This window comes from Brevundimonas terrae, assembly GCF_011761985.1.
Classification (GTDB): domain Bacteria; phylum Pseudomonadota; class Alphaproteobacteria; order Caulobacterales; family Caulobacteraceae; genus Brevundimonas; species Brevundimonas terrae.
On record NZ_JAASQT010000007.1, the window covers coordinates 83,167 to 101,259 of the forward strand.

Below are 18,093 nucleotides of genomic sequence, written 5' to 3' on the forward strand. Positions count from 1 at the left end.
GCGGAAAAATCGACGAAATAAGCGCTAATTCAAGAAACGGGCTTGGGTTCAGGATTTGCGGCCTTAGATAGAGGTCAGGAATCAGAACTCACGCTGCAAGGAGCTTTCTCATGGCCTTCACTCTTCCGCCGCTGCCGTATGCCCATAACGGTCTCGAGCCGGTCATCGACGCCAACACGATGTCGTTCCACTACGACAAGCACCACCAGACCTATGTCGATAACCTGAACAAGGCCGTCGAAGCCGCAGGTGTTGCCGGTCAGTCCTATGAAGAACTGTTCGCCAAGATGTCGACCCTGCCGGTTGCGATCCGCAACAATTCGGGCGGCGTCTGGAACCACACCTTCTTCTGGAACGGCATGGCTCCGGTCGGTCAGGGCGGCGAGCCGTCGGCTGAACTGGCTGCGGCTATCGACGCCGACCTCGGCGGTATGGAAGCCTTCAAGGAAGCCTTCAACAATGCAGGTCTGGGCCGTTTCGGTTCGGGCTGGGCATGGCTGATCGTACAGGACGGCAAGCTCAAGATCGTCTCGACGCCGAACCAGGACAACCCGCTGATGGACATCGCCGAAGACAAGGGCGCACCTCTGCTGGTCGCCGACGTCTGGGAGCATGCCTATTACCTGCAATACCAGAACCGTCGCGCCGAGTTCCTGAAGGCCTTCTGGACCATCGTGAATTGGAACAAGGTCAACGAACTGTATGCAGCCGCCAAGGCCTGAATATAGGTTTGTGATCCTGTTGGGAGCACAATGAGTAGTAAAAGGGTCGGGGGTTTCTCCGGCCCTTTTTTAATTTAAAATGTTTTTTTAACCATACGCATTTGCCGGACGGTTAGAAGCGACCCCTACGAGGGGGGCGTGATTGTAACCTGAGGCGTAGAATGCGCGTTGTAACGTGTTTGGTGGAAGACCACAGTCTTCTGCTCGTGGGGTTGGCTGCGGCTGTGTGTGTGATCGGGTCGGTCATCACCATGAACCTGTTCAAAAAGATGCGTTCGAGCCGGGGTGTGAGCCATGTGACATGGCTGTTCATGGGCGGCGCGGCCGGTGGTGCCTCGATCTGGTGCACGCACTTTATCGCCATGCTGGCCTGGCGCCCCGAAGTCATCAGCACCTATGAGCCGGTTTTGACCGCGACATCTCTGGGCGTTGCGATTGTGGGATGTGCCATCGCCATGATGGTGGGGGCGGCCAAATACGAAACCGCGCCATTACTGGGCGGAACGATCTTCGGCATCAGTGTTTCGGCCATGCACTATACGGGCATGATGGGGCTGCGGACCCATGCCGTCCTGCACTTTGACTCCATCTATGTCGTTGTCTCGATCCTGCTGGCGGCGGTTCTGGGCATGGGGGCCTATATTCTGGCGGCCAATACGGGCCTGCGCCGCCGGATGCTGTGGTCCAGTATTGTGATGGTACTGGCCATTGTCAGCCTGCACTTTACCGGCATGGCGGCTGTTGTGGTCGTGCCGATCGGTGGCGTCCCGAACTATGAGGGCGTCAATGATACCCTGATGGCGTTTGGCGTAGCCGGTGTGGCCCTGTTGCTGCTGGGCTCGGCGCTGGCCTCTTATGTGTTGCAGGAACAGGCACAGGGCCGTGAACGCCGTCGCCTGAAGTCGCTGCTGGAGAGCAGTGTCGATGGCATGGTGGTGGAAGGCCCCAACGGCATCATGATGTTCAATCAGGCCTTTGCCGAACTCAGTGGTGTGGCCGCCGAGACGCTGCGCCATTCCAGTATCAGCCGCTGGATCGAAGACGCCCAGTCCATGTCGGACCAGACCGTGGTGCAAAGCCAGATGCGGGCTGATGATGGCGAGATGATCCCTGTCGAAGTCGCCGTACGGACCGATCATGGCGATGCGGGCGAAGACCTGCGCCTGTTCTCGGTGCGCGATCTGCGTCGTCGTCTGGAACAGGAACGCCGCATATCCTTCCTCGCCCGCAATGACAGCCTGACAGGCTTGCCGAACCGCGCCTCCTTCCTCGAAAAGCTGGAACGGATGGCGCAACTGCACCCGCAAGCGCCCGGTTTTGCCCTGCTGGCGATTGATCTGGACCGCTTCAAGGAGGTCAATGACCTGTATGGTCACGGGGTCGGCGACCAGTTGCTGGTCCATATTGCCGGCCAGATGAAAGCGGCGATCCGCAACGGCGAGTTTGTGGCGCGGTTGGGCGGCGACGAGTTTGTGGCCATCCTGCCTTTGAACGATGCTTCGAAACTGCGGGAGGAAGCGGTTGCCGCAGCGGTGCGGCTGCGCGATGCCATGGTCGTACCGATGATGGGCGAGCACACGGAAATGAGCTGTGGCGCGTCTGTCGGTGTCGCCCTGTGGCCGCAGGATGCCGACGAGACATCCATCCTGATCAATAATGCCGATCTGGCCATGTATCGGGCCAAGGGTTCTCTAAGCGAGGATATCTGTTTTTACGAGAAGACCATGGACGAGGCTGTGCGCCAGCGCCGCCGCGTCACACAGGGCCTGCGCGATGCGCTCGAAAACGAAGAGTTCGAGCTGTACTACCAGCCGCAGGTTTCTGTCGGGAATAACGAGATCACCGGCTATGAGGCCTTGCTGCGTTGGCGCCAGAAGGACGGCAGCTTTATCTCGCCCGCAGAGTTTATTCCGGTGGCCGAGGATACCGGCCTGATCCTGCCGATCGGGGAATGGGTGCTGCGCCGCGCCTGTGAAGAGGCCAAGCACTGGGACAAGCCGCTGCGTCTGGCTGTGAACCTTTCGCCGGTACAGCTGGGCCATACGGACCTGCCGCGTCTGGTCCATCAGATCCTGATCGATACAGGCTTTGCGCCCGCGCGACTGGAGCTGGAAATCACCGAAACGGCCATGATTACCGACATGGCCCGATCGACCTTTATCCTGCGCCAGTTGAAAGCGCTGGGCGTGTCGATTGCCATGGATGATTTCGGTACCGGCTATTCGTCCCTGTCGACCTTGCGGGCCTTCCCGTTCGACAAGATCAAGCTGGATCGGGCGTTTATGGGCGAACTGGCAGATAACACCCAGTCACGGGCGATTATCCGCGCCGTGTTGTCTCTGGGCGAAAGTCTGAGCATTCCGGTTCTGGCCGAAGGTGTGGAAACCGTAGACCAGCTCAACTTCTTGAGGGAGCAGGGGTGTGACGAGGTTCAGGGCTATCTGCTGGGGCGGCCGAACCGCAGGGCGCTGCCCCTGTCGCAGGAAAGCGTAGAGATTGCCAAGGCCAGTTAGGCCGAAGAGGGGCCGGTTATCCGGCCTCTTTTTTTGTCCGGCACTTTAATTTTATCCGGATGATTTACAGGCTTTAATTATACCCGTATATAAATGCCATGTCACAGGAAAACACACCCTCCCATGTCGCGGCATTTGCCGGATCGAACCTGATTGCAGCGGGGCCGCTGGCGCATGTTGCGCTGCATGTTCACGCGCAGGCGGCCACAGATTGCCCCGTACTGGTCTTCAGCGATGAGACCGGCCGTGTGGTCGATCTGGATCTACGCGGCACGCGCGAGGACGTGGCGCAGCGCTATGCAGAGGCGACCCAACCGCAAGAGGTCACGCCACAAGAGGCTCCAAAAGGACGCGGGCGGCCCAAATTGGGCGTCGTCCCGCGCGAGATCACCTTGCTGCCAAGGCACTGGGAATGGCTGGCCAGCCAGCAGGGCGGGGCCTCGCAAACGCTCCGCCGATTGGTGGACGAGGCCCGCAAGGCGGACGGCGGACGCACGCAGGCCAAGGCGGCGCAGGAGCGAACCTATCGCTTCGTGACCGCGCTGGCCGGAGATCTGCCCGATTACGAAGAAGCGGTGCGGGCGCTGTTTGCATCGGATAGGGCGGCACTGGACCGGCACATGCAGGCCTGGCCCGCAGATGTCCGGCAATATGCCCTGCGGTTGCTCGGTGAAAACGCCGCGAACGACCGTAAAGATTGACTCTGGAGGGCAGGGGCGCGATAAGCGCGCCCTTCACATCTCGGGTTTGCGCCCGAGGTGGGTTTATACACGGACGATGCGTGAACCGCCGTTGAGATAGTCTTTCCAATAGGGGAGGGACCGGGCCGCGTCATATAAGAGAGTAGACTATGTCCAAGCGTCATAGCGCCAAGTACAAACTCGATCGTGCCATGGGTGAAAACCTGTGGGGCCGCGCCAAGTCGCCGGTCAACAAGCGTTCGTACGGCCCGGGCCAGCACGGCCAGCGTCGTAAGTCGAAGGTTTCGGACTTCGGTCTGCAACTGAAGGCCAAGCAAAAGCTCAAGGGCTACTACGGCAACATCACTGAGAAGCAATTCGCAGCGACCTACGCCGAAGCAGACCGCCGCAAGGGCAACACCTCGGAAAACCTCATTGGTCTGCTGGAATCGCGTCTGGACGCTATCGTCTACCGCGCCAAGTTCGTGCCGACCGTTTGGGCTGCCCGTCAGTTCGTCTCGCACGGCCACGTCACCGTCAACGGCAAGAAGGTCGATATCGCTTCTTACCGCGTGAAGACCGGCGACGTTGTCGAGATCAAAGAAAAGTCGCGCAACATGGCTCTGGTGCTTGAAGCACTGCAGTCGGGTGAACGCGACGTTCCGGATTACCTGGAACAAGCTGATCGCGGTTTCTCGGTACGCTACGTGCGCGTGCCGGAACTGGCCGACGTTCCGTACCCGGTTAAGATGGAACCGAACCTGATCGTCGAATACTACTCGTCGTAAGGTCGGTATTGTCCGTTCTGCGGACAATCATCGGATCGAAAGAGGCCTCGTCTCGACGGGGCCTCTTTTATTTTAAAGAACAATGTTTCTATTTCGTGCGAAACGCGGCATGTTTCGAACGGGGAACGGCTTTGATGTCAGGAGGGGTAAAATGAACAATCTTGATGCCCGCCTGAATAAAGGCATGACGGGGCTGCTGCTGTCCGGCGTAATGTTGCTGGCGGGGGCTTGTGTGTCCCATACCTCTGCGCCGCCCATGCTGACGTCCGAGCAACCGGGTGTGCTTGAGCCTATCTATGCGGCGGCTGTCGCGGGCGATGTGGCGGTTGTGCGTGTGTCCAGCAATGGCTGCACCACCAAGGCCGACCTGCACCCGTATCTGGCCCGCGCCGGTGGTGTCACGGTGATGACCGTGCGCCGTGTGGGCAATGATGATTGCCAAACCCCGAGCGAAGAAGGTCTGGAGCTTTACTGGACCTTCGAGGAACTGGGCGTCCCCGCCGGAACTCTGGTGAGCGTCAGTAATCCGTTCCCGAACCGCGACGACGATTCCGAAACCGGCCAATAGAGCCGCGTTGCGCACCGCATAAGTCTGACCAAAAATTCACGTGATCCGTGAAGGCGATACGACGATAAAGCTGCACCTTTATTGTTTTACTGCCTCATCGGAGAAGCTGCATGCGCCGTCTTGTTATCGGGTTTGTTACTCTGGCCATCACGGCACCCCTGCTGTCGGGCTGCATCATCATTGCCACCGACAAGCCGACCACCCGCGTCATCCATTCCAGCGCACCGGCCTCTTCGGCCGATAAGAACTGATATGCGCGCGCTGGCAGTTACCGTACTGGGCGCGGCATCACTGGCCCTGTCGGGGTGCGTTATTCTGGCAAACGATGAGTCCGAAACCACGCGCATCATGACGGTGGAGCAGGCCAAGGCGGCGTCGGACTATGCTCCTCTGCGTAGCTTTAGTGCCGATGGCCGTCAGGTTCAGGCCAAGGTGTGGACGACCTGTGCGTCCAGCGGTGATTTTGATGTGGCACTGGTGGACCAGACACACAGCCACAGCCTGACCATTCGCCAGAGAGCCGAGGCGCAATGCCAAGGCGAGGGGCGCGAATTGTCGCTGAGCTGGACCTATGATGTTCTGGGCCTGAATGCAGGCGAACGCATCGTCTTGAAGAACCAGATCGTTCTTTAAGCTCTAGCGAGAAAACGGGGCGATCATATCCGCCGGAATGCGGTGTGGTCGCAGGGTTCTGGCATCAACCAGACACCATTCGGAGATGCCCTGGGCGCAGACGCGACCCTCGGCATCCTCGATCCGCACATAGCGTGCAAAGCGCGGCCCTTGCGGATCACCGACCCATGTACGCGCGACAATGCCGGCGGCATCCGGCTGGATCGGGCGCAGATAGTCGATCTCGTGACGCAGGGCGACCCATGACCATTTGGTGCGGGTCTCGTCGTCGAAACGGGCGTTCCAGTGGGCTGTGCCGACATCCTGCAACCAGCCCACATAGACGACATTATTGACGTGCTCGTTCTCGTCGATGTGCTCTGGACGGATGTCCAGAGGCACAACGAAGACCTCGCGGTCGGTGCGGGGTTCGAGAACGGGACGGGCCAAGGTCTTAGTCCTCGGCCGGACCGATGCCTTTTTCGGCCATCAGAGCTTGAAGTTCACCGGCATTGAACATTTCGCGCATGATGTCCGAACCGCCCACGAACTCGCCCTTGACGTAGAGCTGCGGGATGGTCGGCCAGTCGGAATAGTTCTTGATGCCTTCGCGCAAGGCTTCGGATTGCAGCACATCGACGCCCACAAAGGCCACACCGATATGGTCCAGAATCTGGACGGCAAGACCCGAGAAGCCGCAACGCGGAGAATCCGGTGTGCCCTTCATAAACAGGACGACATCATGATCCTTGACGGCGGAATCGAGGAAAGCGTTGACGGGATCAGCAGTTTGTTCGGTCACTTCAGGCACCTAGTAAGACTTGAGAGTCAGCTAGGCACCCAATGTGGCGGGGTCAAGGTGAGGGGCCCGAATAACTGCCGATCAGACCGTTTTGACGGACATCATCAGGGTGCGGGCCCGTGCCGCCAGAGACGGCGCACCGGCCAGCGTGGCGGCATCGGCGGCTTCGTAAAGGGCCATACCCAGATCCTGTGTCGGATAGGACAGGTGTCCCGCCAGCACCAGCGACAGTCTGGCCATGGAAATCTGGTCGCTGGCCCAGTCAATGGCCGTGGTTTCGTCCATTGAACGTGTCAGGCGACGACGCAGCGTCATTTCCATCTTGGTCAGGGCCAGCATGTCATTGGCGGTCTGGGCATCGTCGAGGGCATGAGCCATGGCGCGTTCGCGAATCTGCGCCCCCAGTATCAGTCCGGTCTGGTCGGTCAGCTTCTGGGCCTGATCCAGCAGGCGGGTATCGGTTTGGCCGCGTTCGGCCTTGAGAAGCTGGATCGTGGCCCAGTCCAGAGGGCTGTGGTCAGGGGTGAACTGGTCGGCGGCGGCTTCGAACAGGCTGTTGGCCTGTTGGTGGGCGTCATTATCACTGGCAATAGCGGCGAGGGCCGCCATGCCGGTGCCGCACAGGGCCAGCGCCCGTGCCCGACTGACAGGGCGCTCGTCCGGTGTGGCGTTTTCCACCAGTTGACGCAGTTCGCGACCGGCACGGTCCAGCAGGCTGGCATTGCGGGTCAGCAGACCGGCTTCCAGCGACAGGGCCGCACGATCCAGTTGCAGGTCTTCGCCGATAGAAGTGTCGTCGGGTTTCAGAAGCTGCATCACCTCGGCCAGCCGGTTGGCCGTTTCGGCCATGCGTTCGGCATCACAGGCCAAACGGGCCTGACGGGCATGCAGACGGACCTTCAGAGCTTCGATTTCGGCGCGGGTTTCGGTCCGGCGTGCATCGGGCAGATGGCCAAGACTGTCCAGCAGGCCCGAGAGCCGGTGCGGGGCACCATAGAGGTCAAAGGCCAGCATGGAGGTGTGGCCGACATCGAGGGCCGCACGGATGGTCTGGTCATCGTTCAGGGCCGAGCGGGCGGCATCGCGACCGGCCTGTTCGGCGCGTTGCAAGCTTTCGGGACTGCCCGAACGACGGGCATGTTCGCGCCACAGGGCGGCGGCCCGCATCCATCCCTCATAGGGGCGCGGGCACGATATGCGTCCCGCATCGGTGGACTGGTTACGCGCTTCGGACTCGACCAGATTCAGGCCGACAAGCTCCAGCCAGCCAAGATCATGGCTGTCGCGGGCCTTTTCGAAAAGGCGTCTCAAATCTCTTCCAAACTCGAACATAGGTCCGCTGTCCCGGATTGGGATCATGGATCGATCCCGTCACTGTCCAAGCAAACGCAGCGCCAAGATGAAGGTTCTCGACGAAATAACGTTGTTATTATTTAGTTGAGGGAAGGCGCTGATTTCATGCAGGATTCAAGACGTTCGGACATGCGCGATTCCCGCTGGCTTAGATCGCGTACGGAGCGAATGCGGGCATTTGTCATGTCCCGCTCGGTCTGGATCGGGGGGCGGCCCGAGGCCTGACCCAGCTGAATCGTGGTCAGGGACCAGTAGAGAGCCGCGTCAAACAGGCGGCGCCCGCGCGCGGTTTCATTGCCTTCCAGTTCCGAGCCAGCCTGAGTGACACCGGCGCACAGGACTGCATCCCCGTATGACACAACAAGCGGTGTCGCAGGCGTGGAGGCGGCCTGCAGGGTCGCAACCATCGTCGCCAATGCCAGGGGGAAACTCAACATATCTTCTCCGGACCGGAAAAACCCGAACCTGACATCAGCAAATCACGTCTGGCAGACGGAAGAAACCCCCGCATCAAAGGTATTCTGGGGGATGCAGATGGCAATCGGATGGCAGGGCCTCCTGACGGAGCCAACGCAGAAAACTGCGCTGGGCGCGTGAAGGTTCGGCTCCGGTCAAGCTGACACCAATACCGCCTTCATCCGGTGCAAAGCCGTAAGGGGCAACGAGCTTTCCCTGTGCAATGGCATCGGCGCACAATATCCATGGCAGGACGGCCGCGCCCCAGTCGGCCAGCACCGCATCCAGTACAAAATGTAGATGGGCCAGACTGCGCGGTGCACTTGGTGGTGCAGGTAGCTGAACGCCACTGAGTTGCGTCCAGTCGGACCAGCTTGAGGTCTGGGTGCGCGAGATCAGGCGCGGTGCCTGCGCCAGTGCCATACGCGCATCCGTTCCGGCGCGTTGGGTCGAGATGACGGGGCCGATGGCATTGGGGGCGATATATTCCACGCCCGCTGCATTCAGAGCCGACGGTCCCATCAGGCGAATGACGGCATCGGCACCTCTATGCGTTTCGGCATGCGGCGACAGTTCGATCAGATGGATGTGGATATGCGGATACTGTTCGTGAAAGCGGGCCAGTCGCGGGATCAGCCACTTGACCGACAGGCTGGCATGGACCGCCACCGACAGTTCGTCGCTTTGTCCACGGGCATGGGTGACGGCTGCCGATATGCGATCAAACGCAGGGTGTAGTTCGGCGGCCAGTGCCGCGCCTTTTTCGGTCAGCCGCAGCGCATGTCTGGGCCCATCGAACAGGCGAAGCTCCAACTGTTTTTCCAGTGACTTTACCTGTCGGCTGATGGCGCTGTGGGTCACATGCAGCTCGGCCGCGGCGGCGGTGGCGCTGCCGGTCCGCGCCATGGCCTCGAAGGCCCGCAGCGCGGTCAGCGAGATTTGTGATGTCGAGCCTGTGAGGTTTTGGAACATGCACTGACCGATAGATCGCTAACGCTGGCGACACAATCGCGGGCATGGCGGGCCCATGTATAAATCTGAAAACACAGTTTCACTGATCCTGCCGCTGGGAACAGGCATGATCGTCTCGTTCGCTTCCAGCTATTATCTGCTGGGGGTCATGGCCGAGCCGGTCGCTGCGGCGACAGGCACCACCACCCACCAGTTGTTCGCAGCCCTTTCGGGGGCTTTTTTTATAGCCGCCTGTTCCAGCATGGTGTCGGGCAAATGGATCGACCGTAGAGGCGGGCGCGAGGTGCTGGTGGCGGCAGCGCTTATGCTGGCCTTGGCCCTGACCCTGTTGGCGCTGGCGCAAACGGCAGTCATGGCGTTGGCGGGGGTGCTGGCACTGGGCTTTGGCATGGGGGTTGGATTTTACGCGCCTGCCAATGCGCTGCTGGTCAGTGTTTATGGTGCGCAGGCGCGAAAACCGATCACGGCGGTTTCCCTGATGGGGGCGTGCGGAGGGGCCATCGGCTGGCCCCTGACCCTTGCTCTGGTCGAATGGCTGGGGTGGCGCGGCGCGTGCGGGGTGTGGGCGCTGGCGCATGTGCTGGTGTGTATTCCGCTGTACCAGTTCTGTTTGCCGAGGGGCATCGTGGCTGTCGCGCCAAACGAAGGGGCAAGCCCTGTGCGCTGGGACCGGCGCATGGTGCAGATGGCGCTGTTGTTTGCCGGGGCGTGGTGGGTTGCGACCGCCTGTGCCGCGCAACTGCCACGACTGATGCAGGCGCTGGGCCTGTCACCGGCGGGTGCGGCCATGGCGGGCAGCGCAATGGCCTTGTCTGCCTTGGGAATGCGGGTGCTGGCTCTGCTGGCTCCGCCCAAGGCCTCGCCCCTGCATACTGTACGTTTGGCGACCCTGTTGCATCCTGTCGGCGTCTTGGTGGCGATGTCCGGAGGCAAGGCCGCCTCGGTGGCGGTGGCCATAGGGCAGGGGGCGGGGAACGGGTTGTTGTCGGTGGCCTCGGGGGTCTTGCCGCTGCATGTCTTTGGCAAGGAAAACTATGGTCAGAGACAGGTGGCGGTTCTGCTGCCCGCGCGGTTCGTACAGGCCATAGCGCCGCTCAGTTTCGGTCTGGCGCTGGATCGTTCGGCGGGGTTTGCCTTGGGCCTGACCTCGGCTGTGTGTGTGGTCATGTTTGCCCTGACGCTGGGACTGGAGGCGAAAGGGCGGATTGCCTCTCGTATCGTGGCGCGGGATCGGGCATGACGGAGCTATGTGGGGATTAAGATTTATCCAGCTGCTGGCTGGTCTGTGTGTGTTCGGGTTGGGGGCGGCCCTGATGGTGCGCTCGAATCTGGGGCTGGATCCGTGGAATGTCTTCCATCAGGGCCTGTCGGGACTGACGGGGCTTAGCCTCGGCGTGCTCAGCATCCTGTCAGGTGTGGTGGTGATGTTGTTGTGGATACCGCTGCGCCAGATGCCCGGTATCGGCACGATTGCGAACATCCTGATGATCGGTTTGTCGCTGGACTTCTTCTTGTGGGTGCTGCCCGAGTTTCAGGGCTGGCCGTTGCGCATCGGCGCGCTAGCCTTCGGGGTCGTCCTGACAGGTTTTGGCTCGGCGGCCTATATTGGCGCAGGCATGGGTACGGGACCGCGTGACGGATTGATGGTGGGCCTGAACCGCAGGCTCGGCTGGTCGATCCGTGTGTCCAGAATGCTGGTCGAAGTGGTCGTTCTGGCGATCGGCTGGTTGCTGGGCGGCGTTGCGGGCGTGGGGACGGTGGCCTTTGCCCTGTGTATCGGGCCGCTGGTGCAGTTCTTCCTGCCGTGGTTCCAGAACCGTTTTCAGCCTAGGCCGGAATAGAGCGGCGCTCTGCGGCTTGGGTGGCTTTCAGGTCGCGCTCGATCTCGATCAGCCTTTGCTTGCGCCACAGGCCGCCCGCATAGCCGGTCAGTGAACCGTCGGCCCCGATAACGCGGTGGCAGGGGATCATCAGGGCGATCTGGTTGGAGCCATTGGCGCGGGCGACAGCGCGCACAGCCGTCGGCTGGCCGATCTGGCGGGCAATGTCGCCATAGGATCGGGTTTCGCCTGCGGGAATGGTTTGCAGGGCGTGCCAGACGCGCTTGTAAAAATCGGTGCCGTGCATGGCTAGAGGCGTTTCAAAACGGCCCGAGCGAGCGGCGAAATAGTCATCCAGTTCGCTGGCAGCCTGTTCGGCGGGGGCAAAGCGCCCGATGCCAAGACCGCCCGGTGTATGGGCCTGCATCTTTTGCAGTTCGGCAGGCAGGCCCTTGCGATCGACAAATTCCAGCAGGTGCAGATGGCTGGAGCTGCTGATGGCAATCATGTCGCCCAAGGTCGTGGGTATCCATGTGGCCCGCATGGCCCCGTCAGACTTCAGGTCCGATGGCGCACAGCCAAGCAGCTTGGCAAATGCCGTGCGGAAGGCACTGGGTGATTCAAAACTGGCATCCAGTTGGGCGGTCATAACCGATCCTCCGAGAGCAAGGGTTTCAAAGCCTTCGCGCAGGCGGCGCTGACGCGCCATTTCCAGAAACGTCATGCCGAAATGGCGCTTGAAGGCGCGGCGCACCGTGGACAGGTCATAGCCCAGTCTTGCGATGTCCGGTTCGGACCAGCGGTGGTCGGGACGATCCTCCAGACGCGCCAGCAGGTCGGTGATGACCGGATCGTTCTGGGCTGCGGCCTGTAGCGGGTGACAGCGTTTGCAGGCCCGAAAACCCGCCTCGATACATTCGCCGACCGTGGCTCTGAACGTGCAGTTCTCGCGCAGGGGCTTTCGTGCCGGACAGGTCAGGCGACAAAAAATGCCGGTCGAATGCACACAAACAAAGGCCTGCCCGTCATAGCGGTCATCACGCGCAACGAGGGCGTCGTACAGAATATCGGGCGAGGGCAGGTCAAACAGCATGGTTCGATCATAACCGATCTGGTGAACCCTGCCGCCGGTTTTCGGGCGTCTATTGTTCCGGCCACGAAAAAGGGGAGACCGGAGCCTCCCCTTTGAAAACTTAACCGCGTTCCAGCGTCTTGGAGAAGGTCACCTTGGGGAAGCGTTCGCCGACATAGCCGGTTTCCCACGAGGACTTGGCCAGGAAGACAGGGTTCTGGTCGATATCGAAGGCCATTTGCGGGCGGTATTTGCCGGCAAAGTCCTCAAGGTCGGCCTTGTCTCCGCCGACCCAGCGGGCCTCGGCATAGGGGGATGGCTCGAAGAGGACATCCAGACCGTATTCCTCGCCCAGACGGTCGGCCATAACTTCGAACTGAAGCTGGCCGACGGCACCGACGATGAAGTCGGCACCGATTTCGGGACGGAACAGCTGGGTCACGCCTTCTTCGGCCAGACCTTCCAGCGCCTTCTTCAGGTGCTTGGCCTTCAGCGGGTCTTTCACACGGACGCGTTGCAGGATTTCCGGCGCAAAGTTCGGCAGGCCGGCAAAGCGGACAAGGCCGCTTTCGGACAGGCTGTCACCCACGCGCAGCACGCCGTGGTTGGGAATGCCGATCACATCGCCCGCATAGGCTTCTTCGGCCAGTTCACGGTCCGAGGCGAAGAACATGATCGGCGCGTTGACCGACAACTGTTTGCCGGTGTTCTGCACCTTCAGCTTCATGCCGCGCTTGAACGAGCCGGAGGCCATGCGGAACATGGCGATACGGTCGCGGTGGTTCGGGTCCATATTGGCCTGAACCTTGAACACAAAACCGGTGACTTCGTTTTGGCCCGGATCGACCTCGATGGCCTCGGGGGCGGGGGCGTTGCGGGTTTCCGGCGGGGCTTCCTTGCGGGCAGGCATGACCTTGGGCGCGGGGGCCCATTCGCCAATGGCGCGCAGCAGGTCCTCGATGCCGAAGTGGCGCAGGGCCGAGCCCCACAGCACAGGCGTAAGGTGGCCTTCAAGGAAGGACTGGCGGTCAAATGCCGGATAACCGGCTTCGACCAGTTCCACAGCCTCTGCCACTTCGTCCTGTTCGCCCTGTTCGAAATACTGGGCGGCATCGGTCAGCGGCAGTGCGGCCGGATGCTCGGCATCATCGGTCGAACCGGCAATCTTCTTGGCATAGGGCTGGAAGCGGCCGGTGCCGACCTCGACCAGTCCGCGCAGGCGGGTACCGCTACCGGCAGGCCACCAGATCGGGGCGGGGTCCAATTGCAGGCGGCTGGCGACCTCGTCCAGCAGGGCCATCGGGTCCTGCGCTTCGCGGTCTAGCTTGTTGATGAAGGTGATGATCGGGATGTTGCGAAGGCGGCAAACCTCGAACAGCTTCAGCGTCTGCGGCTCGATACCCTTGGCGGCGTCCAGCACCATGATGGCGCAGTCGGCGGCGGTCAGGGTACGATAGGTATCTTCCGAAAAGTCTTCGTGGCCCGGCGTGTCCAGCAGGTTGAACATCTTGCCGTCATGCTCGAACGTCATCACCGAGGCGGTGACCGAGATGCCGCGTTCTTTTTCGATCTTCATCCAGTCGGAACGGGCGCGGCGGTTATCACCACGCGCCTTGACGGCCCCTGCGGCACGCACAGCGCCACCGGCCAACAGGATATGTTCTGTCAGCGTGGTTTTACCGGCATCGGGGTGCGCGATGATGGCGAAGGTCCGGCGGCGGTGCGCTTCGTCTGCAATGGTCAGTTTCGACATAAAAAATCCTCTGACCGCGGGGGTTAGAGCAATCAGCCCCAAAAGTCACCGTTCACGATGCTGTGAATGCCCCTAGCCAATGAGGGGTCTTTAGGGGACGGTTTCCTAACGAGACGGTGCCCCACGATGGTCATCGCCGTAAAAGGGAAGGAAACGTCATGGCTCTGGTTCATCCGGGTAGGTCGCGCGGAACGTCTTTTTCGCGCAATGAGAATGTCCGCAAAGAAATGCATCCGGCTGTAGGCCTGTTGTGCGGCTTTGCTGTTTTGCTGGGTGTCGCACTCAGCGTGCATTTGATTTTCCACGCCATAGTCTGATCTGACGGGCCATTCCGACAGCGGCGCGAAAGGCATAGGCCCTTCGCGCCATAGGTCGTTTGGTCCTGTCTTAAGAGGCGCGGGTCGGATCCGTCATCGGCTCGCCATAGTTGCGCTCGGTATGCAGATGCGGTGACACGCTGCCGGTAATGCGCTGGATCATACGATTGACCACGGGGCGCTCCTCGCCGCGATGCAGTTCGCGGATCGCGCCGGTGATACGGGCATCGTCATGGGTCATGCGCTGGTTGTGGCGAATATAGTCCAGCCATGTCGCGGTCTGGTATTTCTCCACCCAGATATTCGGATTGGCCAGATCGCGCATCAGACGCCACTGGTGCGCACCGTCGCGGCGACGGATGCGGCGGCGTTCTTCCATCAGCTTCAGGAATTCGGGCACGTCTTCGTCGTCGATTGTGTAGGCGATGGAGACGATGATCGGGCCACTGCGCGGTTCGATATGCAGTTCGGTGTCCGGCTCTCTCCAGCGGTCCAGCGGGGCAAGGTTCAGGGCCTCGCTATTGGCCAGCGGCATTCTGAGCCCCAGCAGCAGACACACAGACAGCACAGCCGCCGAGATCATCAGGGCCAGAGAAGTGCTGTAGTTCTGGGCCAGCGAACCCCACAGCCACGCGCCTGCAGCCATGCCGCCAAAGGCGCACATTTGATAAAGCGCCAATGCGCGGGCCACGACCCAGCGCGGGGCGGACATTTGTACGGTGACGTTGAATGTGGACAGCACGATCACCCATGCCGCGCCGCCCAGTAGCAGAGACACGATCGTCAAAGGCAGGAACGGGCTTGTGGCGACACCCAGTGCGGCCACCGCAAAGGCTCCGATCCAGAAGCGCACCAGGGTTTCGGATTTGAAGCGGATACGCAGCGGGGTGACGCATAGCGCGCCGCCGACCGCCCCGACACCGAAAGCCCCCAGCAGCACACCATAGATCAGGGGCCCGCCGCCAACCTCGTGACGGGCAATGACCGGCATCAGGGCTTGCAGGGCACTGGCACCAATGCCGAACAGCAGCGCGCGCAGCAGGACCGCGACAATACGGGGTGACAGCATGGCATAGCGCACGCCGCCCTCCATAGCCGCCAGCAGTCCCTCACGCGGCAAGGTCGCCAGCGGCACCTGGGGCTTCCAGCGGAACAGCACCACCAGAATGCCGATATAGGAGACGGCATTGATCAGGAAGGCCGAGGCGGCCCCTGCAAAGGCGACGACGGCACCACCGATGGCGGGACCGACCGAACGGGCCAGATTAAAGCCCATCGAGTTGAGGGTAATGGCCGAGGGCAGGTCTTCGCGCGGGACCATGTCACCGACACTGGCCTGCCATGCGGGACCGTTAAAGGCGACGCCGCAACCGATCAGGAAGGTAAAGCTGAGCAGCACCCAGGGCGTCAGCCAGCCCTGATAGGTCATAAAGGCCAGCCCCACCGAGACCAGCAGCATGAAGGTCTGGGCGGCCAGCATGATTTTGCGCCGGTCCATAGTGTCGGCCAGCGCCCCCGCCGTCAGCGATAACAGCATGATGGGCAGGGTGATCGAGGCTTGAACCAGAGCCGTGGTCTGGGTGGTGCCGATCGAGGTCATGATCCACGAGGCACCGACCGACTGGATCAGTCCCCCGAAATTGGTCATCAGGCTGGTGATCCAGATGGCCCGGAACAGCGGATGGCGTAATGGCGCAAGGGTGGAGTTCGGCGACGCCATCAGCAGGACCACGCAATGAGAGCTTCGAGACGGATACGGACCAAAGGCATCATGCCCCTACTGCACACCGGCCCAAGGTTTAAGGCAAGCCTTGGTGTCGTTCTGGATGGGTTTTCCGGCACAAAAGCCTTATAGAGGCCGCGTGACTGATACGACCTTCTTAGAATATCCCGTTCTGGTTGCTGCCCTATACCGCTTTGCGCCGGTGGCAGACACGTCGGCGCTGAGCGAGCGCCTGATTGCCCTGTGCGGCGAAGAGGTGCGCGGCACCCTTCTGGTGGCGCACGAAGGCATCAATGGCACGATTGCCGGACCGCATGATGCGATCAAGCGCGTGGTGGACGGTATCTATGCCGAGCCGGGTTTTGATCGTCTGGAATTGAAATATTCCGGCGCGAACGAAATGCCTTTCTACCGCATGAAGGTGCGGATCAAGAAAGAGATCGTGACCATGGGCCTGCCCAATCTCGATCCGGTCAATGGCGTCGGCACCTATGTGAAGCCGCAAGACTGGAACGCGCTGATTGCCGATCCCGATACGGTCATCATCGACACGCGTAACGATTACGAGTTCGAGATCGGCACGTTCAAGAACGCCATCCAGCCCAATACCAAGACCTTCCGCGAATTCGCTGAATGGTTTGAAAAGGAAGGCCGTGCGCTGGTCACGCGCGACAAGCCGACCAAGGTGGCCATGTTCTGCACGGGCGGTATCCGCTGCGAGAAATCGACCGCCTATCTGAAATCCGAAGGTATTGCCGAGGTGCATCACCTCGAAGGCGGTATCCTGAAATATCTCGAAGAAATCCCCGAGCCTGCCAGCCTGTGGGATGGCGAGTGCTTTGTGTTCGACGAGCGCGTTTCGGTGGGCCATGGCCTGAAACTGGGTGAACACACCCTGTGCCGCGCCTGCCGTATGCCGGTCAGTGCCGAGGGCATGAAGTCTGCTCGCTTTGTCGAAGGTGTATCGTGCGACCGCTGCTGGGACGAGCGGGGCGAAGAACGCCGCGCCGCCTATGCCGAACGCCAGCGCCAGATCGAACTGGCCAAGGAACGCGGCATTGCCCACATCGGCACCGATGCCAAGATTGCTGCCGAACAGGCCCGCATCCGTGCCGCCGAAGAGCGCGAACACGCGCGCGCAGCCGCTGCTGCCAAGCAGGAAACATCTGCCAAACCGGAACCAACAGCATGAGCAAGACCGTTCTTATTACCGGAGCCACCGCAGGTTTCGGTCTGGCCGCGGCCCGTCGCTTTGCCGCCGAGGGCTGGAAGGTCATCGCCACGGGGCGCCGCTCCGAGCGTCTGGCGGCACTGGTTGAAGAACTGGGCGCGGATGTCGTGCATCCGCTGGTGTTCGATATCCGTGATGCGGCGGCGATTGATGCGGCGCTGGCGGACCTGCCCGAAGCGTTTGGCTCTATTGATCTGCTGATTAACAATGCCGGTCTGGCGCTGGGCACCGGCCCTGCGCAGGAAGCCGATCTTGGCCAGTGGCAGCAGATGGTCGACACCAATATCACCGGCCTGATGACCATCACCCACCGCATGTTGCCGCGTCTGATCGAGCGGGCGGGCGCGATCATCAATATTTCCTCGGTGGCGGCCAACTATCCGTACCGTGGCGGCAATGCCTATGGCGGCACCAAGGCCTTTGTGCGCCAGTTCAGCCTCGGCCTGCGCTCGGACCTGCATGGTACGGGTGTGCGCGTGACCTCGATCGAGCCGGGCATGGCCGAAACCGAGTTTACACTGGTGCGTACCGGCGGCGATCAAGGCGCTTCGGATAGCCTGTATCAGGGTGCAAACCCGATGACGGCCGAGGACATTGCCGAGACGCTGTACTGGGTGGCCAGCCTGCCGGCGCATCTGAACATCAATACGCTGGAACTGATGCCGGTCAGCCAGTCCTTTGCCGGTTTTCAGGTCGCCAGAGCTTAAGTCG

At 61.2% G+C, this 18,093-nt stretch carries 18 protein-coding genes and 1 pseudogene; 11 read left to right on the forward strand and 8 right to left on the reverse strand.

Annotated features, from left to right (window positions below; genetic code table 11):
* The first annotated feature begins 110 nt into the window (after positions 1-110).
* From FHS64_RS13100 to FHS64_RS13130, 7 genes are all read left to right on the forward strand, one after another.
* Positions 111-722, forward strand: coding sequence for a superoxide dismutase (locus tag FHS64_RS13100; protein ID WP_167179036.1), 612 nt, complete (start codon positions 111-113; stop codon positions 720-722).
* A gap of 161 nt (positions 723-883) precedes the next feature.
* Positions 884-3,235, forward strand: coding sequence for a bifunctional diguanylate cyclase/phosphodiesterase (locus FHS64_RS13105; protein WP_167179038.1), 2,352 nt, complete (start codon positions 884-886; stop codon positions 3,233-3,235).
* A 98-nt stretch (positions 3,236-3,333) separates the two neighbouring features.
* On the forward strand, positions 3,334-3,936 hold the full coding sequence (locus tag FHS64_RS13110; protein ID WP_167179040.1) for a DUF2239 family protein: 603 nt from the start codon (positions 3,334-3,336) through the stop codon (positions 3,934-3,936).
* Positions 3,937-4,085: 149 nt separating this feature from the next.
* Entirely contained in the window at positions 4,086-4,703 is a 618-nt protein-coding gene (gene rpsD / locus FHS64_RS13115; protein ID WP_167179042.1) for a 30S ribosomal protein S4, read from the forward strand.
* Positions 4,704-4,854: 151 nt separating this feature from the next.
* Positions 4,855-5,271 carry a hypothetical protein gene (locus FHS64_RS13120; protein WP_167179044.1) on the forward strand — a complete coding sequence of 139 codons (417 nt, stop codon included), beginning with the start codon at positions 4,855-4,857 and terminating at the stop codon, positions 5,269-5,271.
* A 110-nt stretch (positions 5,272-5,381) separates the two neighbouring features.
* Entirely contained in the window at positions 5,382-5,522 is a 141-nt protein-coding gene (locus FHS64_RS13125) for a hypothetical protein (RefSeq protein WP_167179046.1), read from the forward strand.
* A gap of 1 nt (position 5,523) precedes the next feature.
* A complete protein-coding gene (locus tag FHS64_RS13130; protein WP_167179048.1) occupies positions 5,524-5,904 on the forward strand; it encodes a hypothetical protein in 381 nt (126 codons plus the stop codon).
* Between the two features lie 3 nt (positions 5,905-5,907).
* On the opposite strand, the gene FHS64_RS13135 is transcribed toward FHS64_RS13130, so the two are convergent.
* From FHS64_RS13135 to FHS64_RS13155, 5 genes are all read right to left on the reverse strand, one after another.
* Positions 5,908-6,333 carry an acyl-CoA thioesterase gene (locus tag FHS64_RS13135; protein WP_167179050.1) on the reverse strand — a complete coding sequence of 142 codons (426 nt, stop codon included), beginning with the start codon at positions 6,331-6,333 and terminating at the stop codon, positions 5,908-5,910.
* Positions 6,334-6,337: 4 nt separating this feature from the next.
* Positions 6,338-6,685, reverse strand: a complete 348-nt coding sequence (gene grxD / locus FHS64_RS13140; protein WP_167179052.1) for a Grx4 family monothiol glutaredoxin — start codon at positions 6,683-6,685, stop codon at positions 6,338-6,340.
* 81 nt (positions 6,686-6,766) lie between these two features.
* Positions 6,767-7,996, reverse strand: coding sequence for a hypothetical protein (locus FHS64_RS13145; protein ID WP_243862984.1), 1,230 nt, complete (start codon positions 7,994-7,996; stop codon positions 6,767-6,769).
* Between the two features lie 122 nt (positions 7,997-8,118).
* Positions 8,119-8,475, reverse strand: coding sequence for a hypothetical protein (locus FHS64_RS13150; protein ID WP_243862985.1), 357 nt, complete (start codon positions 8,473-8,475; stop codon positions 8,119-8,121).
* A gap of 73 nt (positions 8,476-8,548) precedes the next feature.
* Complete coding sequence (locus FHS64_RS13155) at positions 8,549-9,466, reverse strand: LysR substrate-binding domain-containing protein (RefSeq protein ID WP_167179057.1); 918 nt, start codon at positions 9,464-9,466, stop codon at positions 8,549-8,551.
* A 55-nt stretch (positions 9,467-9,521) separates the two neighbouring features.
* Here FHS64_RS13155 and FHS64_RS13160 point away from each other — a divergent pair, with 55 nt between their 5' ends.
* Both FHS64_RS13160 and yczE read left to right on the forward strand, forming a co-directional pair.
* Positions 9,522-10,706, forward strand: a complete 1,185-nt coding sequence (locus tag FHS64_RS13160) for an MFS transporter (RefSeq protein WP_167179059.1) — start codon at positions 9,522-9,524, stop codon at positions 10,704-10,706.
* 7 nt (positions 10,707-10,713) lie between these two features.
* Positions 10,714-11,307, forward strand: a complete 594-nt coding sequence (yczE, locus tag FHS64_RS13165) for a membrane protein YczE (protein ID WP_167179061.1) — start codon at positions 10,714-10,716, stop codon at positions 11,305-11,307.
* Here yczE and FHS64_RS13170 read toward each other — a convergent pair.
* From FHS64_RS13170 to FHS64_RS13180, 3 genes are all read right to left on the reverse strand, one after another.
* Entirely contained in the window at positions 11,294-12,379 is a 1,086-nt protein-coding gene (locus FHS64_RS13170) for a bifunctional transcriptional activator/DNA repair enzyme AdaA (protein ID WP_167179063.1), read from the reverse strand. The two genes, yczE and FHS64_RS13170, sit on opposite strands and share 14 nt — an antisense overlap.
* 100 nt (positions 12,380-12,479) lie before the next feature.
* Complete coding sequence (locus tag FHS64_RS13175) at positions 12,480-14,111, reverse strand: peptide chain release factor 3 (RefSeq protein ID WP_167179065.1); 1,632 nt, start codon at positions 14,109-14,111, stop codon at positions 12,480-12,482.
* 387 nt (positions 14,112-14,498) lie between these two features.
* On the reverse strand, positions 14,499-16,148 hold the full coding sequence (locus tag FHS64_RS13180) for an MFS transporter (protein WP_167179067.1): 1,650 nt from the start codon (positions 16,146-16,148) through the stop codon (positions 14,499-14,501).
* Between the two features lie 142 nt (positions 16,149-16,290).
* Here FHS64_RS13180 and trhO point away from each other — a divergent pair.
* Positions 16,291-17,223 (forward strand): annotated as a pseudogene (trhO, locus tag FHS64_RS13185) (oxygen-dependent tRNA uridine(34) hydroxylase TrhO); the annotation flags it as partial.
* Positions 17,224-17,339: 116 nt separating this feature from the next.
* On the forward strand, positions 17,340-18,089 hold the full coding sequence (locus tag FHS64_RS13190; RefSeq protein WP_167179071.1) for an SDR family NAD(P)-dependent oxidoreductase: 750 nt from the start codon (positions 17,340-17,342) through the stop codon (positions 18,087-18,089).
* Positions 18,090-18,093: the final 4 nt, after the last annotated feature.